Raw genomic sequence first — 15,226 nt, forward strand, 5'->3', positions numbered from 1 at the left:
CATTATGCAAAAACCCCGCCAGGTAGCGTGTCTCCAGACAGCGACGGGCCGCCGCCGGCTTCTCCGGGCCAGAAATGGCTGTCCGGCAACGCGCGCGCACCAAAGATGGCCTGGCCAACCCGCACGACGGTGGCGCCCTCTTCCACCGCGATCTCCAAGTCGCCCGACATGCCCATCGACAGCTCGTCGAGCCCGATGCCGGCCGGCGCGCTCTGCCGCAGGCGTTCGCGCAAACCGTGCAGCAGCCGAAAGCACCGGCGCACACGCGCGGCGTCGCTGGAAAACACCGCAAGCGTCATCAGCCCGCGCACACGCAAGGCCCCGAATGCCGGCAGGGCCTGGAGAAAAGCCGCCACCGCCTCGGGCGCGAGGCCGTATTTGCTGGTTTCGCCAGAGGTGTTGACCTGCACGAACACGTCCAGCGCCCGCCCTTCGCGCTGCAAACAGCGATCGAGGGTTTCGGCCAGCCGCAGGCTGTCGAGCGCCTGGAACTCCGAAGCAAAGCGCGCCACGAGCTTGGCCTTGTTGGTCTGCAAGTGACCGATGACAGACCAGCGCAGGTCGGCCAGGTCCTGCAGTGCCTGCCATTTGAGGTGCGCTTCCTGGACCTTGTTTTCGCCCAGCAGTTGGCAGCCCGTCGCATACGCCAGGCGCAGGCGGCTCTCCGGCTGGGTTTTGCTGACCGGCAACAGGCGCACACCGGCCGGATCGCGGCCGACCCGCCGGCTGGCCGCAGCGATGCGCGAACGCACCGCGACCAGGTTGCGCTGCACATCCTCGACGGTGACGACCTGGGGATAGCGCCCATGCCGGTCGTGCCCGGTGGGCGTCGAAAGCGGCGCGTCCATCAGCCCGCCCGCCTTTCGGTCGGGGCCACGGGCGGCGTGATCGGCCGCCGCTGCGGCCAGCGCCCGTTGAGCAAGGCATGCGCCGACAGGCCGATCACCAGCCCCCAGAACGCGCCGCCCACGCCCAGCAACTGGATGTTCGCGGCGGCGGCCAAAAAGGTGATCAGCGAGGCCTCGCGCGTGCGGGCATCGGCCAACGCAGCGGCCAGGCTGCCGCCGATGGTGCCCAGCAGCGCCAGACCGGCCAGCGTGGTGATGAAGGTCGACGGGAACGCCATGAACACCGCCGCCAGCGTCACCCCGAAGACACCGACAAGGATGTAGAAAACCCCGGCGGCGATGCCCGCGATCCAGCGTCTGGACGGATCCTCGTGCGCCTCGCGGCCGGTGCAGATCGCGGCCGTGATGGCGGCGATGTTGAAGGCGTGGGAGCCGAACGGCGCCATCAGCAGCGAGCCGAAGCCGGTCACCGCAACGATCGGGTTGGCGCTGCTGCGGAAACCGTCGTTGCGCAACACCAGCATGCCGGGCATGTACTGGCCGGTCAGCGTGATCAGGAACAGCGGCAGCGCGACGCTCAGCAAGGCCTGGCCCGAAAACACCGGCATCGTGAACACCGGCCGGGCCAGCGTCAGGCTCAGGCCCTGGAGATCAACACGGTCCTGCAGCAGCAGAAAGGCCAGGCCCAGCACCAGGATGCCCACCACCGCATAACGCGCGAACACGCGTTTGAAGGCCCCGTAAGACAGGATCAGCAGACCGGCGAGCCAAGGGTCCAGACTCATCCCGCCAAAGGCCCCGATGCCGAAAGGCAGCAGGATGCCGGCCAGCAGGCCGGCGGCCACGCCCGGTGGAATCAGCCGGATGACACGGTCGAACCAGCCCGACAGCCCCAGCAGCACGAAGGCGGCGGCCGACACCATGTAGGCCCCCACCGCTTCGGCATACGGGGTGGTCGCCAGTGCCGTGACCAGAAAAGCCGCGGCCGGTGTCGACCACGCGGTGATGATCGGCTCGCGCGACAGCCCACTGAGCACGATGCCCGTCACGCCGACACCGATCGATACCGACCACACCCAGGACGCCGTCAGCTCCGGACTGAGACCAGCCACCTTCGCGGCCTGGAACACCAGGATGAAGGTGCCGCCGTAGTTGACGATGACCGAAATCAGGCCGGCCACGACGGGATGTGTGAGATCGCGCCAGCGAAGCGATGAGGAGGTGGATGGCATGGCCGGACGGGCCTTCCTGACAAATGTGTCGAAGGGGGCAAAAGGGAGGGTGAAGCCCGTTTGTAGTCCTAGAATGGTCTGGTTTTCCCCTCCATTTTTTTGATCAGATACCAGCCAATTGTTCAAACACGCCGCACTCGAATCCGTCAAAGCCTGGGTCGCTGATCCGGCGCAAGGGGCGTTGCCGCTGCACGCACGGGTGCAGCGCGCAATCCGCCAGTTGATCCTCGACGGCGCACTCGACGTGGGCCGCCCTTTGCCCGCATCGCGGTCCCTTGCCCGATCGCTGGGCGTGTCGCGCGACACGGTGGAGGCCGCCTACAGCCAGTTGCACGCCGAAGGCTTCATCGAGCGGCGCGTCGGCAGCGGCAGCTACGTGTCAGGCCGCACCCAGCGCCTGGCAACACGAGGCGAGCCACGGCGACTCGGCACTGCCGCCACCCCCACGACACCGCGCCTGAGCCAGCGCGGCAGCCATTTGTTCGACGGCGGCGGGGTGCGCGATTTCCTGGCGCCCCGCCCTTTTGCACCGGGTGTGCCCGACACCCGCGCTTTTCCGCTGGCCACCTGGGAGCGCCTGCAACGGCAGGTGCTGAAGACGCACGGCAGCCAAGCCCTGCTGCACAGCCCGCCACAGGGCATGGAGGCGCTGCGGCGGGCGATCGCCGACTACGTCAACCTCGAACGCGGCGCACGCGCCACCGCCGACCGCGTGCTGGTGCTAACCAGTTCGCAACAGGCCCTGGCCTTGTGCGCCCAGGTGCTGCTCGACGCCGGAGACCGCATCTTCATGGAAGACCCGGCCTACCACGGTGCGCGCAAGGCCTTCGACGCGGCCGGACTGGTGTGCGTACCGGTGCCCGTGGACGGCGACGGCCTGCAGGTGGAGCCGCTGTTCGATGCAGCGCCCCCACCCGGCGGCGCCTCCCCGGCGGTGTTCCTGACGCCCTCGCACCAGTTCCCCACCGGCGTCACGCTGGCGCTGGAGCGGCGCCTGGCGCTCATCGAATGGGCCCGTCAGCGCCAAGGCTGGGTCATCGAGGACGACTACGACAGCGAGTTCCACTACGCGGGCAAACCCACCGCCTGCGTGCAGGGCCTGGATCCGCACGACCGCACGATCTACATTGGCACCTTCACCAAATCGCTGTTTCCAGGGCTGCGCATCGCCTACATGGTGCTGCCACCGTCCCTGGTGGCACCGATGACCGTGGCCCGCACCCTGCTCGACGGGCACAGCGCGCCGATCCCGCAGCTGACGCTGGCGCGTTTCATCGAAGGGGGCCACTACGGTGCCCACATTCGCACCATGCGCGCCGTGTACGCCGAACGGCGCGACGTGCTGGCACGGCAGCTGCGCGAGCACCTGCCCGACATCGTCGAACCGCGCGTGCCCGCAGGCGGCCTGCAGATGCCTTGCATCTTCGTGCGCCACATCGTCGAACACGAAGCCGTGGCTGCCGCCCGCCGGGCTGGCATCGACCTGCTGGGGTTGACGCCGCTGCACGCGTCGAGCCCGCACGAAGCCGGATTCCTCATGGGCTTCGCCGCCCACGCCCCCCACGAGCAGGAGTCCGCCGTCAAAAAGCTGGCGAGCGTGCTGCGGGCCTGCTGCCCATGAGCAGGCGGGGCCGCGCGGCAAAAGCTGAGACCTTACGAGGACTGAATCATTCCCACTCTATTGTCAATAGCCGGTCGCGCCTCAGAGGAAAAGCGCGTTGCGTGATGGCCGAGAAAACGCTCGATACCGACAAATCTACCGTCGTCTTCGAGAGTCCTTCACAAAGCTCATTGCTGTCGATCTCAGTCATTGACGGTTCGCCGCAGCGATTTGAATACGAAAGTGGCATTTTCTGTGGCACGATGACGGTACCAGGTGCTCTTTGCGAAAGGAAAAGACGGTACCCCAGAGTGGGTTGACGGTATCACAACCTTCCTTGCCCAGGAATCGCTCGGCTCGCACTGACAGGTGGATACCGATGCACGATTTAGGACTGAATCCAGCAAGGCGACTGAAGCCTATTGGTCTCACAGTGAAGGCGTTACTTCAACCGGGAGACACGTCGTGCAGCTCCGCCACCTCCATCACTCTGCAGATCATATCGACACACCAGCAGCCGTGCTCCTGCGCATCCGCACGGTGATGAAGATCACGGGTCTTGGTCGCTCAACGATCTATCGCTTGATGGCGAGCCATGAGTTTCCCAGTCCGGTGCGGCTTGCTGCGCGCGCCATTGCGTGGCGAAGCACTGATATTGATTCTTGGAGTCAGACTCGGCCCACCGTGCCCCATTGACCAATTCGAAATGGGATCAAGACATGGGCCTGATTCACGAGCCGAACACTACACAGTGGAGGCCAGGTGATCTGGTCATCCACGATTCCGACGCCAAGCGCGCCGACATGCTCATGATCATTCTGGAGCGCGATGCCACTGGCATCTTTCGCACCCGATACGCATTCCCTTGGGCACAGCCCAGACCTTGGCGCCGGAAGATCTGGCGCAACACATTGGAGTGGCTTCACGATCCTGCGCGTTTTGGGATCATCGTTCCACGTCTGGCTATGTCTTCAAGCGAGCATTTTCAATACCGCCCCCAACATCATCAGTCCGAGAACTACCCCACCCCATCGCCAGGTGCTGAAGCGGTAACGGTGGTTCAGCCAGATGGCTCGACGAAGCCGGAAAACTGACAGCAAAAGAACTGCCGCTATCAACACTGGGCCGACGATCCCAAGTTGCAGGTTCGAAAGGGAAATCAGGAGAACGGCGGCCACGGGCCAGGCCAGAGCGTCCAAAGCAGCAAGACTCCTCCTGCCCGACCATTGGGGGGCATCTTGTCTAGGTTCGTGAGCAACCAGCAGCCACATAGGTCATCTCCGTTTTTGCCATTTCGAGGGTGCCACATTCCTCCAAGCGATTCAGTCCGCACGGCAACCATGTGTAATTTCTGTCTTGCAGAAATCTGTCTCACCTCCTTGAAGTGCAAATTATCGATACCGCCTGTAACTCCTCGGAAGCGATTGACACCCGAAAACTATCGACACATTTTTCGATTGACCAATTAAATAGCGCAGGTTGGCAACCGCGTCAGCCAGACATCGGGAGATACCCATGCTGGATCGTGATCAGTTGGAAACTTTTGCGGTGGTGATTGAGCAGCAGAGCTTTGAAAAGGCAGCAACTGCATTGAGCATCACGCGGGGTGCCGTATCTCAGCGCATCAAGGCATTGGAAGAATCGTTGTCCACGGTACTCGTGCTTCGTGAACGGCCCGTATCACCGACTCCTGCGGGTGAAGTTCTGCTGCGGCACGTGAAGGCACTAAGAGTCATGGAAGGGTCTGCCCTGCAGGCTCTGGCGCCTCAGCCAAAACTCCACGCCCCTGTTCCGCTGTCCATTGCAGTGAATGCAGACTCCTTGGCCACTTGGTTTCCGGAGGTTTTAAAAGAACTGCTGTTGAGCCAGTTGGTTGCGTTGGAGGTGGTTGCTGATGACCAGGATCACACATCACAGCTGCTATCCCGTGGCGAAGTCATCGGGTGCATCTCCACAAGTGCGAAAGCGGCAGACGGTTTCGCTGCCGAATGTCTGGGTGCCATGGAGTACCGCTGCTACGCGACGCCTGAATTCGCGGCACGAGCCTTCCCAGACGGATTGACCGTGCCTGCGGTTCTCGCCGCACCCGCAGTCCTCTTCAATCGAAAAGACTCCCTGCATGACGACTTCCTGAAAAGCCGGTTCGGTTTTTCGATTGACCGGTACGCAAAACACTTTTTGCCTTCCCCTGTGGCCTTGCTGGAGGGTGTGGCGATTGGGGCAGGTTATGGACTGATCCCAAGCACTCAGGCCCAACCTCTGGTCGAAAGCGGACGGCTCCTAGATCTGTGTCCCAACCACAGCGTCATGGTCGATCTGTACTGGCACCACTGGGAGCTCGAACCGCCATTGGCCCACGACGTCACTGCGTTGATCGTCAAGGTGGCTCACCGAGAACTGGTTACAAGCGAAGTCGAGACGCCAGTGGTGATAGCTGGGCCGGGCGACTCAGCATCAAGACTTCGTCACGTCAACCCTGTGGTGACCGCCCACAATGCCAAAGCCGACTGCAACACTCAGTGATACAGCAAGGCCGGCAACCAGCGAGGAGGCGTCAGCAGCCTGCGGTGCAAAAAGGCCAAACCAACTGGCCACATAAACGCATCCAGACACGACAAGCCCCGTGACCATGGTGGCCCTGGCACGTTGAGGGGTCAGACTGATGCCTGACAGCAGGGCAATGAAGCAGACGCCGACGCTGGCCAGGTAAATGATGTTGACCGACACCATGGTCTCGACGATGCCCTGGTCCCGTGAGGCAAGCGCAGCCCCGATGATGAGGGCTGCGGCCGAGACAAGCCTTGGCCGACTGACACCTGACTGAGTCGTGCTCATCGCAGAGGCCATCGCCCGCAGAATCGCCGCCCCCGAACCCAACGCTGCAAGGGACAGGGCCACCAACATGGCAGCCCCCAGTCCCCACGCGAGATTGCCCACAGCTTGAGACAACACCCACGGAATGACCTGTTTGCCGTCTGGCATGTTCACCAGCGCACCGCTTGATTGCATTGCCACTACAACAGCTGCCGGCAAAAGCCCAATGAGAATCAGAGCGAGTCCAGCCATGGTGCATCCGACCATAGCGCTCCGGGCTGTTCGACCGGACATCACAAACTGGTGGTAGTCGGCTCCTGTGATGACCAGAAGGCCGACAGCGAGCGACATGGAGCCCAGTTGGGTCGGACTGAAGGTATCCAGATCCTGCACAAATCTAGGCACTGCCTCCCGGTAGAGTGCCAGCCCGTCTGCCGCCACAAGGGTGTACACAAGAACCACCCCGCTCAACAGGAGGCATCCGGCGAACACACTCGAAGCGATGCGAAGACTCATTTGAGCCGCGACGTAGATCAGGCTCAGCACGATGAACAGTCCATACGGATCGGGCACTCCCAGCAAGCGAGCAACAGCCACACCGCCATGAATCTGTGCGGCGAGCACACCCGCCATCCACACCACAGACAGCGCCGCAACCAAACCGCGCAGTTGCAGGCCGTACGCTCGCCCAAACAAGTCCCACACTGACAAACCAGACCTCCACAACGGCTGTGCCACCAGCGCGAGTGCGAGCATGCCGAACCCGGTGGCCATGCCGTAGATGCTTCCTGCCATCCCGTGTGTCAGGGCCAGTTCTCCAGATCCAAACAAAAAGCCGATGCCGTAGCTGGCCGACACCAACAACGCCGCGATCTGGAAGCTGTTCAGGACGCGATTCATCACGTTGCTGCCCTGCTCTGCCATTCTGTCGTCACTGCATCCGCTGAGCCGAAGTAGGCGCGGCAGACGTGTGATCGATCCTCGAACAGGGTCAACTGACTCAGCAGTGTGTGAGCTTCCGGAAGTCGGTAGTACGGAACTGCTGGCAACAAATGATGGGTGAGATGGTAGCCGTTGTTGCGCGGATGAATGGTCCAGCGCCAGGGTCCGTGACAGACCATGTCACGGGTGAAGCCAAACACCCCACCTGGCTGCAGCCCAAAGTGATCGCACATCTCGCGAAAGGTGGTGATGCAGTGAAAAAGCGTGGCCCGCGAGAGCAGCCACAGCACTACAAAAGCCAACGCAAAGTCGCCACCGCCCAACATGGCCAGCCCTCCGACGAAGCTCGCCCACCATCCAATGATGAAGGCCTTGCTCCGCAAAGTAACCTCCTTCGCGAGCAGATGACCTCCCAGTGAGCCTAGCCAGGTGGGCCATGACAGCAAGCACCTGGCGTAGCTGACCACCCAGAAAGTTGGCAGATGATCCTGCCCTGGTATCAGGTCAGGATCACCTTGCTTGCGGCCCAACTCCAGGTGGTGCTGGAAATGTGTTTCCCGATATCGGGAGAGGCTGGCGAACAGCAGTGGCGCCAACAGCACCCGGGCGGTGAAGTCGTTCTGATGCTTGTTTCGCCAGATGTTCCGGTGACCCGCGTCGTGCAGGATGTTACCCAGTGCCCTTTGCCGAATGGAGATCACCAGCACGGACAACGGCACAAGCACTGCACCGAGCCACACGACAGCAGCAACGGCTCCCAGGATCAGCGCCCAATCGAATGCAATGTCGAGCAGCACTTGCCCAGGTCGCAGCTTGAACAACTCGCTGTACGCACTACCCTGCTGACTCAGCTGACTGCGAAGATCGGCCATGTCCGCGAGGACTTCGGAAGTCGGTGCCATGTGGACACTCCTTCTCACTGTGCTTTGCCGTGTGGTGCCCGGCGGTCAAAGCAATAGATGGCGAGAGTCTGTTCCGGGCTGCGCCAGACGGTAGCAGCAGATCCCGGTTGAGTGCCTATGTTTAGGAACTTTGGCGTCGCGTCAATTCAGCTAAACCGACCCATTCAGCGTCGTGCCTGCGCACTTGTGCACGCGCCGGACGAACGCCAGCCGCCCATAATCAACGCCGAAAGCCAACACCATTGCCCTGTGCAGGAGGACATCGGATGAGCGGAGAAAAAGACCAACTTCGGCTGCAGCAATTGATGGCCCCTGACCTTCGGCCAGAGACCTACGTTTACTGCACCTTCGAGGATCACAGCCTCCCCGTCGACCTCTCCCCCATCTGCACCTTCAGGGAGTCAGAAGGTTTGACAGCCATCGTAGAGCGCTCTCAAGCCGTTCGAGCCAAAGTGCCCTACATCTTCGAAGCCAAACTCATCACGCTAACCGTGCACTCGTCGTTGGAGGCCATCGGGTTCCTAGCCATGATCTCCTCGGCATTGGCCAACGCGGGCATCCCCTGCAACGCGGTCGCAGCCTTCCACCACGACCACCTGTTCATCCCGGTGGACCGAGCCGATGATGCGTTTTCTTTGCTTGAGGCTTTGAGCCAAAGCAGCGCACCAGCGGTGATTTGACGATCAGCGTGCGATATGTCTTTCGTCGTTTAGCGCGACTGACCTAGCTGCAGATTTGGTCGCCCTGACCGGATTTCCTTTGACATCGCGCGTTGCGCTTGTCTACCCTCCCCTCTATCCAGTCAGTTGAGACTTGATGCGTGGGTCACGCGGTGCCTGCACTGCGTGGCCTGTCGGTCAACCCGACCTGTAGGAGTGGGGATGAGCAAGCTTCAGACTCCCGTGGTGATCCAGTCAGCACGCGCCGTGTTGGCTCGACCCTCGGTCAAACGCCGCATAGACCCCATCGACGAGCCTGCTCGCCCTTTGGGCTCAAAGCGTTCGGCGCTTGTAGTCAAACGCGCTGACTCGGCTGCGTTGACTGCTGGTCACAAAACTGCACTTGCTGCGACGGGCGACTCGTTGCTGGTCTCAGCCGATGGCGCTGTGACTTTCCTGCTGCGCACTACAAACTTCGGTCTGCTGATGGAGCGCACCCAACGTCAAGGTGCGGGTATGCGACTGGTACAGACGATGGTGTTTCGTGACGTGAAGAGCTTCGAGTTCTGGTGTGCGGTTGAGCCCCTGCGGTTTGGAGATGGGCTGCTGTTCAGCAAGCTGGTGCGCGAAGGCCATGAAGCATTTACTGCCAGGTGCTGAATCCAACAGGCACGCTTCGCAAAGGTGCGACAGCATGGACGATGTGCGCGTTTTACAGCTGCTACCTCTGATCGCAGACGTCAGCTCTTCTGGCGAAGTGCTATTGCTCTTTCACGAGGTTGTTGCCGGCCTGGGTGCCGACGAGGGCGTCTTCTTGAGCTGCCTCCGGGATGATGCAACCCGAACCTCCTTTCGGTCTATGTGGGCGTGCGACCCGGCATGGGCGGCGGAATACGCGTCGAACCGTTGGTTCGAACACGACCCCTGGTTACGGTATGCATCGAGCAATGCGGAACCCATCCGTTCCAGCGAATTGGCCTGCTCATCGAATGAGGAAGTCAATTTCACCCACGCAGCGGCACAGCATGGCTTCACCTCAGCCCTGATTGCACCTGCTCCCAGCCCCGTTGGCCTCTCCCGGGTGGGCGTCCTGTGCCTGGGATCAGCGGACCCCAGTAGGTTTGACGGCGAAAATTTCTCCATGATGCGCGTGCTGGCAAGCGCGCTCGCCATGGAATTGCATCATTGGATCGCGAAATCTATGCGCGAAGAAATGCTTCAAGGGGTGCGCCTCACAGACGCCGACCTGCAACTCCTGCACCACGAGGCCGCCGGTCACAGCAGCAAGGTCATCGGCGCGGCCATGAATCTGGAAGCCAAAACCATCGACTGCCGCTTCCAGCGGCTCAATGCCAAGTTGGGGGCGCCTGATCGGCGCACTGCGGTGCGCGTCGCACGCCTCTATGGACTCCTTTAGGCTGGCTGCTGTCGCTCGAACTTGCCAGTTGAACGTTCGCTATCGATGTGACCGGTCATTCCAAGCGTCAGTCAACCTGCAACTGAGCCGGGAAACACGAGGCAGAAAGTGGTGATGCCGTTGCTCGAACTGGCTGTCACGGCACCGCCATGGGCCGCCATGATGGCTTGGGTAATCGACAAGCCCAGGCCGGCACCGTCGGAGTCCGGGTGGCTGCGTGATTTGTCCACCCGGAAGAAGCGGTCGAACAGCCTCGGCAGCACCTCGGGCGAAATGGTGACCCCTTGGTTGGTGAGGCTCAGCGTGGTGTTCGCACCCTGCTGCTCGATCATCACCGCCACCTCGGCATCGGTCGGTGAGTGCCGCAGCGCATTGGACAGCAGGTTGCCGATCGCACGCCGCAACATCAGCCGGTCGCCCATGACCACCGCTTGGCCGGTGAGTGATAGCCGGATACGCTTTTCATCAGCCACCGCATCGTAGAACTCGAACAGCGCCTGTGTTTCCTGGTCCAGCGATATCGCTTCCGGGTTGGGCAATTCGATGCCGTGTTCCGTCTTGGCCAGAAACAGCATGTCGGACACCATGCGGGCCAGCCGCTGGAACTCTTCGGCGTTGGAGGCGAGGATGTCCTGATAGGCGTTCGCATCCCGTTTCTGGGCCAGTGACACCTGGGTCTGGGTCAGCAGATTGTTGATGGGGGTACGCAGTTCGTGCGCCAGGTCGCTGGAAAACTCCTGCAGCCGCGCGAAGTCGGATTGCAGGCGCTCCAGCATGTTGTTCAGGCTCTGCGCCAGGTCGGCGAACTCCGCCGGCACCGCTTGCACCGGCATTCGCTGGTCCAGCTTCTGAGCCGTGACGGTCATGGCGCGCTCCTTCATCACCCGCAGCGGCGCCAGCCCTCGGCGCGCCGCCCACCAGCCCAGCAGGCCACTGACCAGGATGGCGCCCAGCAGGTACAGCATCAGCGTCTGACGCAGTGCCTGCAGGAAGTGCGCATGGTGTGCCGTGTCCACTGCGATCCTGAGCTGCATCGTCGCTTGCGAGGCGACGTCGGGCAGCGCAGGGGCCTCGGCCTGAGCCGACAGCCCTCTGAGCGTTTGAGGCCCCACTGACCAGTCCACCGGATTGGCCCCCGAGTCCGCGGTGGGCAGGCCCTTGGGAAAGCTGGCAGCCTCCTGTCCATACACCAGCCGATCACCTTGTCGCAGATCGACAAAAAGCCCATGGTGGCTGTTCAGCAGCTCATCCAGCCGGCCGGACAGTTCGACCTGCGAAGGCGACTCCCGGACGATCTTCTGGACCAGTCCGATCTTGTCTTTGAGGTAGCCGTGATCCAGTTCGACAAAGTGCCGCTCGGTGGCCAACGACACCAGGACGCCCATGCCGACCAACACCGCCGCGGACACCAGGGTATAGAACGCGGTCAGCCGCGCGGTGAGCGAGAGCCGCCCCGGCATCAACGCGCGCCCTCGGGGGCTTCCAGCACATACCCCATGCCACGAACGGTCTGTATCAACCGCGGCTCGAACGGGTCGTCCACCTTGGCCCGCAGGCGGCGCATGGCGACCTCGATCACGTTGGTGTCGCTGTCGAAGTTCATGTCCCAGACCTGGGACGCGATCAGGGAGCGGGGCAGCACCTCGCCCTGCCGACGCATCAGCAGCTCCAGCAGGCCGAACTCCTTGGCGGTGAGGTCGATGCGCTTGCCGGATCGGCTCACGCGTCGGCGCAGCAGGTCCAGTTCCAAGTCGGCCACCTGCAGTGTGGTGGACTCCATGCCCGATCGGCCTCGGCGCAGGATGGTGCGCACCCGCGCCAGTAGTTCGGCGAACGAAAACGGTTTGACCAGGTAGTCGTCTGCGCCCAGTTCCAGCCCCTTGACGCGGTCCTCGACCTGGTCCCGGGCGGTGAGGAAGAGCACTGGCATCTGGCGCCCCTGGGCACGCAGGTTCTGTAGCACCTGCCACCCGTCCATGCCCGGCAGCATCACATCCAGGATCACCAGGTCGTGGTCGCCTTCCAAAGCATGGTGCAGACCGTCCACGCCGTTGGTGACGAGTTCCACCGAATAGCCCGCTTCGCGCAGACCCTGTCTGAGGTAGTCACCCGCTTTGGGTTCGTCTTCAACAATCAGAATCTTCACGTGAGTTCTCCTGACCGCGAGTGTGCCTGCCTTGAGGCCCGTCGACTCAAACATGACATTTTTGTAATCTGGCCGACAGGGGAGTGTCGGCTTGGCACCTCCAGAATTCGCCCCGCTTGATCCATATCAAACGGAGTGAAACCAGTGACAACTTCATTTCTCAATCGGGCCTGCCACCATGTGCTGGCAGCGAGCCTCTTGAGCATTCCCTTCGCGCTTGCCGCGCAGACCACCAGCCCACAACAGGAGGCCGACTGGCGCCGAGCCAACGACGCGGTAGGTGCGCTCAAACGAGGCCATGCCGACGTGCTCAAGTGGGAGCAGGCCAACACCGTTGCCTCCACCACGACGCCCGGCGGAACCACCGGCATGGCCATTCCCACCGCCGAGGCGGCGGTTCGCATGGCCTGGGCGGTGCACCGCGATCTGGCGCGTGCGTTGGCCCGGTTGGGTCCTAGGAACGAACAACTGATCGCGGAGGGCCGCTGGACGAAGCTCGACCCCAGTCTGCAACGGCGCGTCGAGGATGCTGGTGAGGTGCTGGAGGTGGCTGCGGCCGGCCGCAAAGCCTGGATTGAAGCTGTCGCCGCCCAACAGGTGCTGAAGCACCAACGCGACATGCTCGAAGCCTCACAGGCGGCCTATGAACTGGGGCAGCGCATGGTGACGGTGGGCAACTGGAGCAAGCTGCAACTCTCCCCCGTCCAACTCGCTGCGTCCAACGCACGCATGAATCTGCGGCGGGCTCAGCAAGCGGCCGCACAGGCCCAGGCCAATCTCGTCAAAACGATGGGGCAAACGGGCCTGCAGGAAGGGTTTGTGCTGCCGGACCAACTGCCTGCCATCCCGGCGCAACCCCTGACAGCAACGGACTTGCAAAAGCGCGCCGATGCTGTTCGCAACCAGCTGCCCGATGCAGAAAGTCTGCGCAACCGTGCGCTGTCCAAGGTGGCCATGAATGTCTACTGGGCGGCCCATGCCTTGGCCCAGGACAGCCAGGGGGACATTCTGAAGACCCGCGAGTTCATCACCGAAGAGACGGTGCTGCACTACAACGGCATGCTCAAGAGCGTGTGGGACCTGCTGGACGAGGTGCGCAACCAGTCCCAGGCCACCGTGGACGCCATCGGCGCGCAGCGTGACTTCTGGCTGGCCGAGGCGGATCTGCAGTGGGTCCTGCAAGGCGGCGAGCCGGACAGCTTTGTCGGCCTGGGAGGCGCCGGTGGCGATGCCCCGGCCGCAGCAGCGCATTGAAAGGACACCAGAACATGACGAACACCCACTCCAGACGACAGTTTTTCGCCGGTGCCGCCGCCTCCGTGGCCGGCCTGGCCGTGGCCCGTTCCGCCCTGGCGGGTTTGCCCGAACCCGTCATCCAGACCTCGGTCGAGACGGCGCCGCCGCTGGTGCCCCAGACCGGCCGGCCCTACAACCCGGTGGTCACACTCAACGGCTGGACCTTGCCCTGGCGCATGAACAACGGCGTCAAGGAATTCCACCTGGTGGCCGAACCGGTGGTGCGCGAGGTCTCGCCGGGCTTCAAGGTCAACATGTGGGGCTACAACGGCCAGAGCCCGGGACCGACCATCGAGGTGGTCGAGGGCGACCGGGTGCGCATCTTCGTGACCAACAAGCTGCCCGAGCACACCACCATCCACTGGCACGGTCAGCGCCTGCCCAGCGGCATGGACGGTGTGGGCGGCCTGACCCAGCGCGCCATCCCCGTGGGCAAGACCTTCGTCTACGAGTTCGAGGCGCGACGCCCTGGCACCTTCATGTACCACCCGCATGCGGACGAGATGGTGCAGATGGCCATGGGCATGATGGGCATGTGGGTGACCCATCCCAAAAACAAGCATCCGCACATCAGTGATGTGGACCGCGACTTCTGCTTCCTGCTCAACGCCTTCGATGTGGAGCCCGGCAGCAAGACGCCCAAGGTCAACACCATGACGGACTTCAACATCTGGTGCTGGAACAGCCGGGTGTTCCCGGCCATCGACACGCTCAACGTGCGCCTGAACGACCGCGTGCGCATTCGGGTGGGCAACCTCACCATGACCAACCACCCGATACACCTGCACGGCCACGAGTTTCTGGTCACGGGCACCGACGGCGGACCGACGCCACCGAGCGCCCGCTGGTACGAAGTCACCACCGACGTGGCCGTGGGCCAGATGCGCCAGATCGAGCTGATCGCCGACGAAGAAGGCGACTGGGCCATGCACTGCCACAAGAGCCACCACACCATGAACGCCATGGGCCACGACGTGCCGACCATGATCGGCGTGGACCACCGGGGTCTGGTCGGCAAGATCCAGAAGGTAGCGCCCGACTACATGCTGATGGGCGAACGAGGCATGGCCGACATGGGCGAGATGCAGATGCAGATTCCCGACAACACGGCGCCCATGATGACCGGCACCGGCCAGTTCGGCCCGCTGGAAATGGGCGGCATGTTCACGGTCTTCAAGGTCCGCAAGGACCAGAAACCGGGCGACTACAAGGACCCCGGCCCTTACAAGTTCCCGCAGGGCACCGTGGCCTACGAATGGACCGGGGCGCTACCCCCGACACCACGCCCTGCGGCCAGCAGCGACAAGACGCCCGCTGCCGCGAAGGTGGTCAAACCCACCGCCAAAGGCATGTCGCACTGAAAGGGCCGT

15 protein-coding genes are annotated in these 15,226 nt (G+C 62.7%); 9 read left to right on the plus strand and 6 right to left on the minus strand.

What is annotated here, in order from left to right; all coding sequences use genetic code 11:
- Positions 1-2 precede the first annotated feature (2 nt).
- On the minus strand, positions 3-848 hold the full coding sequence (locus L0977_RS11565) for a YggS family pyridoxal phosphate-dependent enzyme (protein ID WP_234265017.1): 846 nt from the start codon (positions 846-848) through the stop codon (positions 3-5).
- Complete coding sequence (locus L0977_RS11570) at positions 848-2,080, minus strand: benzoate/H(+) symporter BenE family transporter (RefSeq protein ID WP_234265018.1); 1,233 nt, start codon at positions 2,078-2,080, stop codon at positions 848-850. Before L0977_RS11570 ends, L0977_RS11565 begins: the two co-directional genes overlap by 1 nt.
- 118 nt (positions 2,081-2,198) lie before the next feature.
- On the opposite strand from L0977_RS11570, the gene pdxR reads away from it, so the two are divergent.
- The 4 genes from pdxR (at position 2,199) to L0977_RS11590 (ending at position 6,203) form a co-directional block, all read left to right on the plus strand.
- The gene (gene pdxR / locus L0977_RS11575) at positions 2,199-3,701 is read left to right on the plus strand and encodes a MocR-like pyridoxine biosynthesis transcription factor PdxR (RefSeq protein WP_234265019.1); all 1,503 of its coding nucleotides are present in this window, start codon (positions 2,199-2,201) and stop codon (positions 3,699-3,701) included.
- A gap of 498 nt (positions 3,702-4,199) precedes the next feature.
- Entirely contained in the window at positions 4,200-4,376 is a 177-nt protein-coding gene (locus L0977_RS11580; protein ID WP_442786631.1) for an AlpA family phage regulatory protein, read from the plus strand.
- A gap of 23 nt (positions 4,377-4,399) precedes the next feature.
- A complete protein-coding gene (locus tag L0977_RS11585) occupies positions 4,400-4,774 on the plus strand; it encodes a hypothetical protein (RefSeq protein ID WP_234265020.1) in 375 nt (124 codons plus the stop codon).
- Positions 4,775-5,195: 421 nt separating this feature from the next.
- A complete protein-coding gene (locus tag L0977_RS11590; protein WP_234265021.1) occupies positions 5,196-6,203 on the plus strand; it encodes an HTH-type transcriptional regulator ArgP in 1,008 nt (335 codons plus the stop codon).
- Here the strand turns inward: L0977_RS11590 and L0977_RS11595 are convergent.
- Both L0977_RS11595 and L0977_RS11600 read right to left on the minus strand, forming a co-directional pair.
- Positions 6,135-7,394, minus strand: coding sequence for a hypothetical protein (locus L0977_RS11595; protein WP_234265022.1), 1,260 nt, complete (start codon positions 7,392-7,394; stop codon positions 6,135-6,137). The two genes, L0977_RS11590 and L0977_RS11595, sit on opposite strands and share 69 nt — an antisense overlap.
- Positions 7,394-8,338 carry a fatty acid desaturase family protein gene (locus tag L0977_RS11600; RefSeq protein ID WP_234265023.1) on the minus strand — a complete coding sequence of 315 codons (945 nt, stop codon included), beginning with the start codon at positions 8,336-8,338 and terminating at the stop codon, positions 7,394-7,396. Before L0977_RS11600 ends, L0977_RS11595 begins: the two co-directional genes overlap by 1 nt.
- Positions 8,339-8,604: 266 nt before the next feature.
- On the opposite strand from L0977_RS11600, the gene L0977_RS11605 reads away from it, so the two are divergent.
- The 3 genes from L0977_RS11605 to L0977_RS11615 all read left to right on the plus strand — a co-directional run bounded on the left by L0977_RS11605 (position 8,605) and on the right by L0977_RS11615 (position 10,414).
- Positions 8,605-9,018: an ACT domain-containing protein gene (locus L0977_RS11605; protein ID WP_234265024.1), complete on the plus strand. Its 414-nt coding sequence runs from the start codon at positions 8,605-8,607 to the stop codon at positions 9,016-9,018.
- 201 nt (positions 9,019-9,219) lie between these two features.
- Entirely contained in the window at positions 9,220-9,657 is a 438-nt protein-coding gene (locus tag L0977_RS11610; RefSeq protein ID WP_234265025.1) for a hypothetical protein, read from the plus strand.
- Between the two features lie 34 nt (positions 9,658-9,691).
- Positions 9,692-10,414: a helix-turn-helix transcriptional regulator gene (locus tag L0977_RS11615; protein ID WP_234265026.1), complete on the plus strand. Its 723-nt coding sequence runs from the start codon at positions 9,692-9,694 to the stop codon at positions 10,412-10,414.
- A 71-nt stretch (positions 10,415-10,485) separates the two neighbouring features.
- Here L0977_RS11615 and L0977_RS11620 read toward each other — a convergent pair whose 3' ends face one another.
- Complete coding sequence (locus L0977_RS11620) at positions 10,486-11,874, minus strand: heavy metal sensor histidine kinase (RefSeq protein ID WP_234265027.1); 1,389 nt, start codon at positions 11,872-11,874, stop codon at positions 10,486-10,488.
- Entirely contained in the window at positions 11,874-12,560 is a 687-nt protein-coding gene (locus tag L0977_RS11625; protein ID WP_234265028.1) for a heavy metal response regulator transcription factor, read from the minus strand. Before L0977_RS11625 ends, L0977_RS11620 begins: the two co-directional genes overlap by 1 nt.
- Before the next feature lie 198 nt (positions 12,561-12,758).
- On the opposite strand from L0977_RS11625, the gene L0977_RS11630 reads away from it, so the two are divergent.
- Complete coding sequence (locus tag L0977_RS11630; protein WP_234265029.1) at positions 12,759-13,814, plus strand: TolC family protein; 1,056 nt, start codon at positions 12,759-12,761, stop codon at positions 13,812-13,814.
- A 14-nt stretch (positions 13,815-13,828) separates the two neighbouring features.
- Positions 13,829-15,217, plus strand: coding sequence for a multicopper oxidase family protein (locus tag L0977_RS11635; RefSeq protein ID WP_234265030.1), 1,389 nt, complete (start codon positions 13,829-13,831; stop codon positions 15,215-15,217).
- Positions 15,218-15,226 lie beyond the last annotated feature (9 nt).

This window comes from Hydrogenophaga sp. NFH-34 (assembly GCF_021401345.1).
Classification (GTDB): domain Bacteria; phylum Pseudomonadota; class Gammaproteobacteria; order Burkholderiales; family Burkholderiaceae_C; genus Hydrogenophaga; species Hydrogenophaga electricum.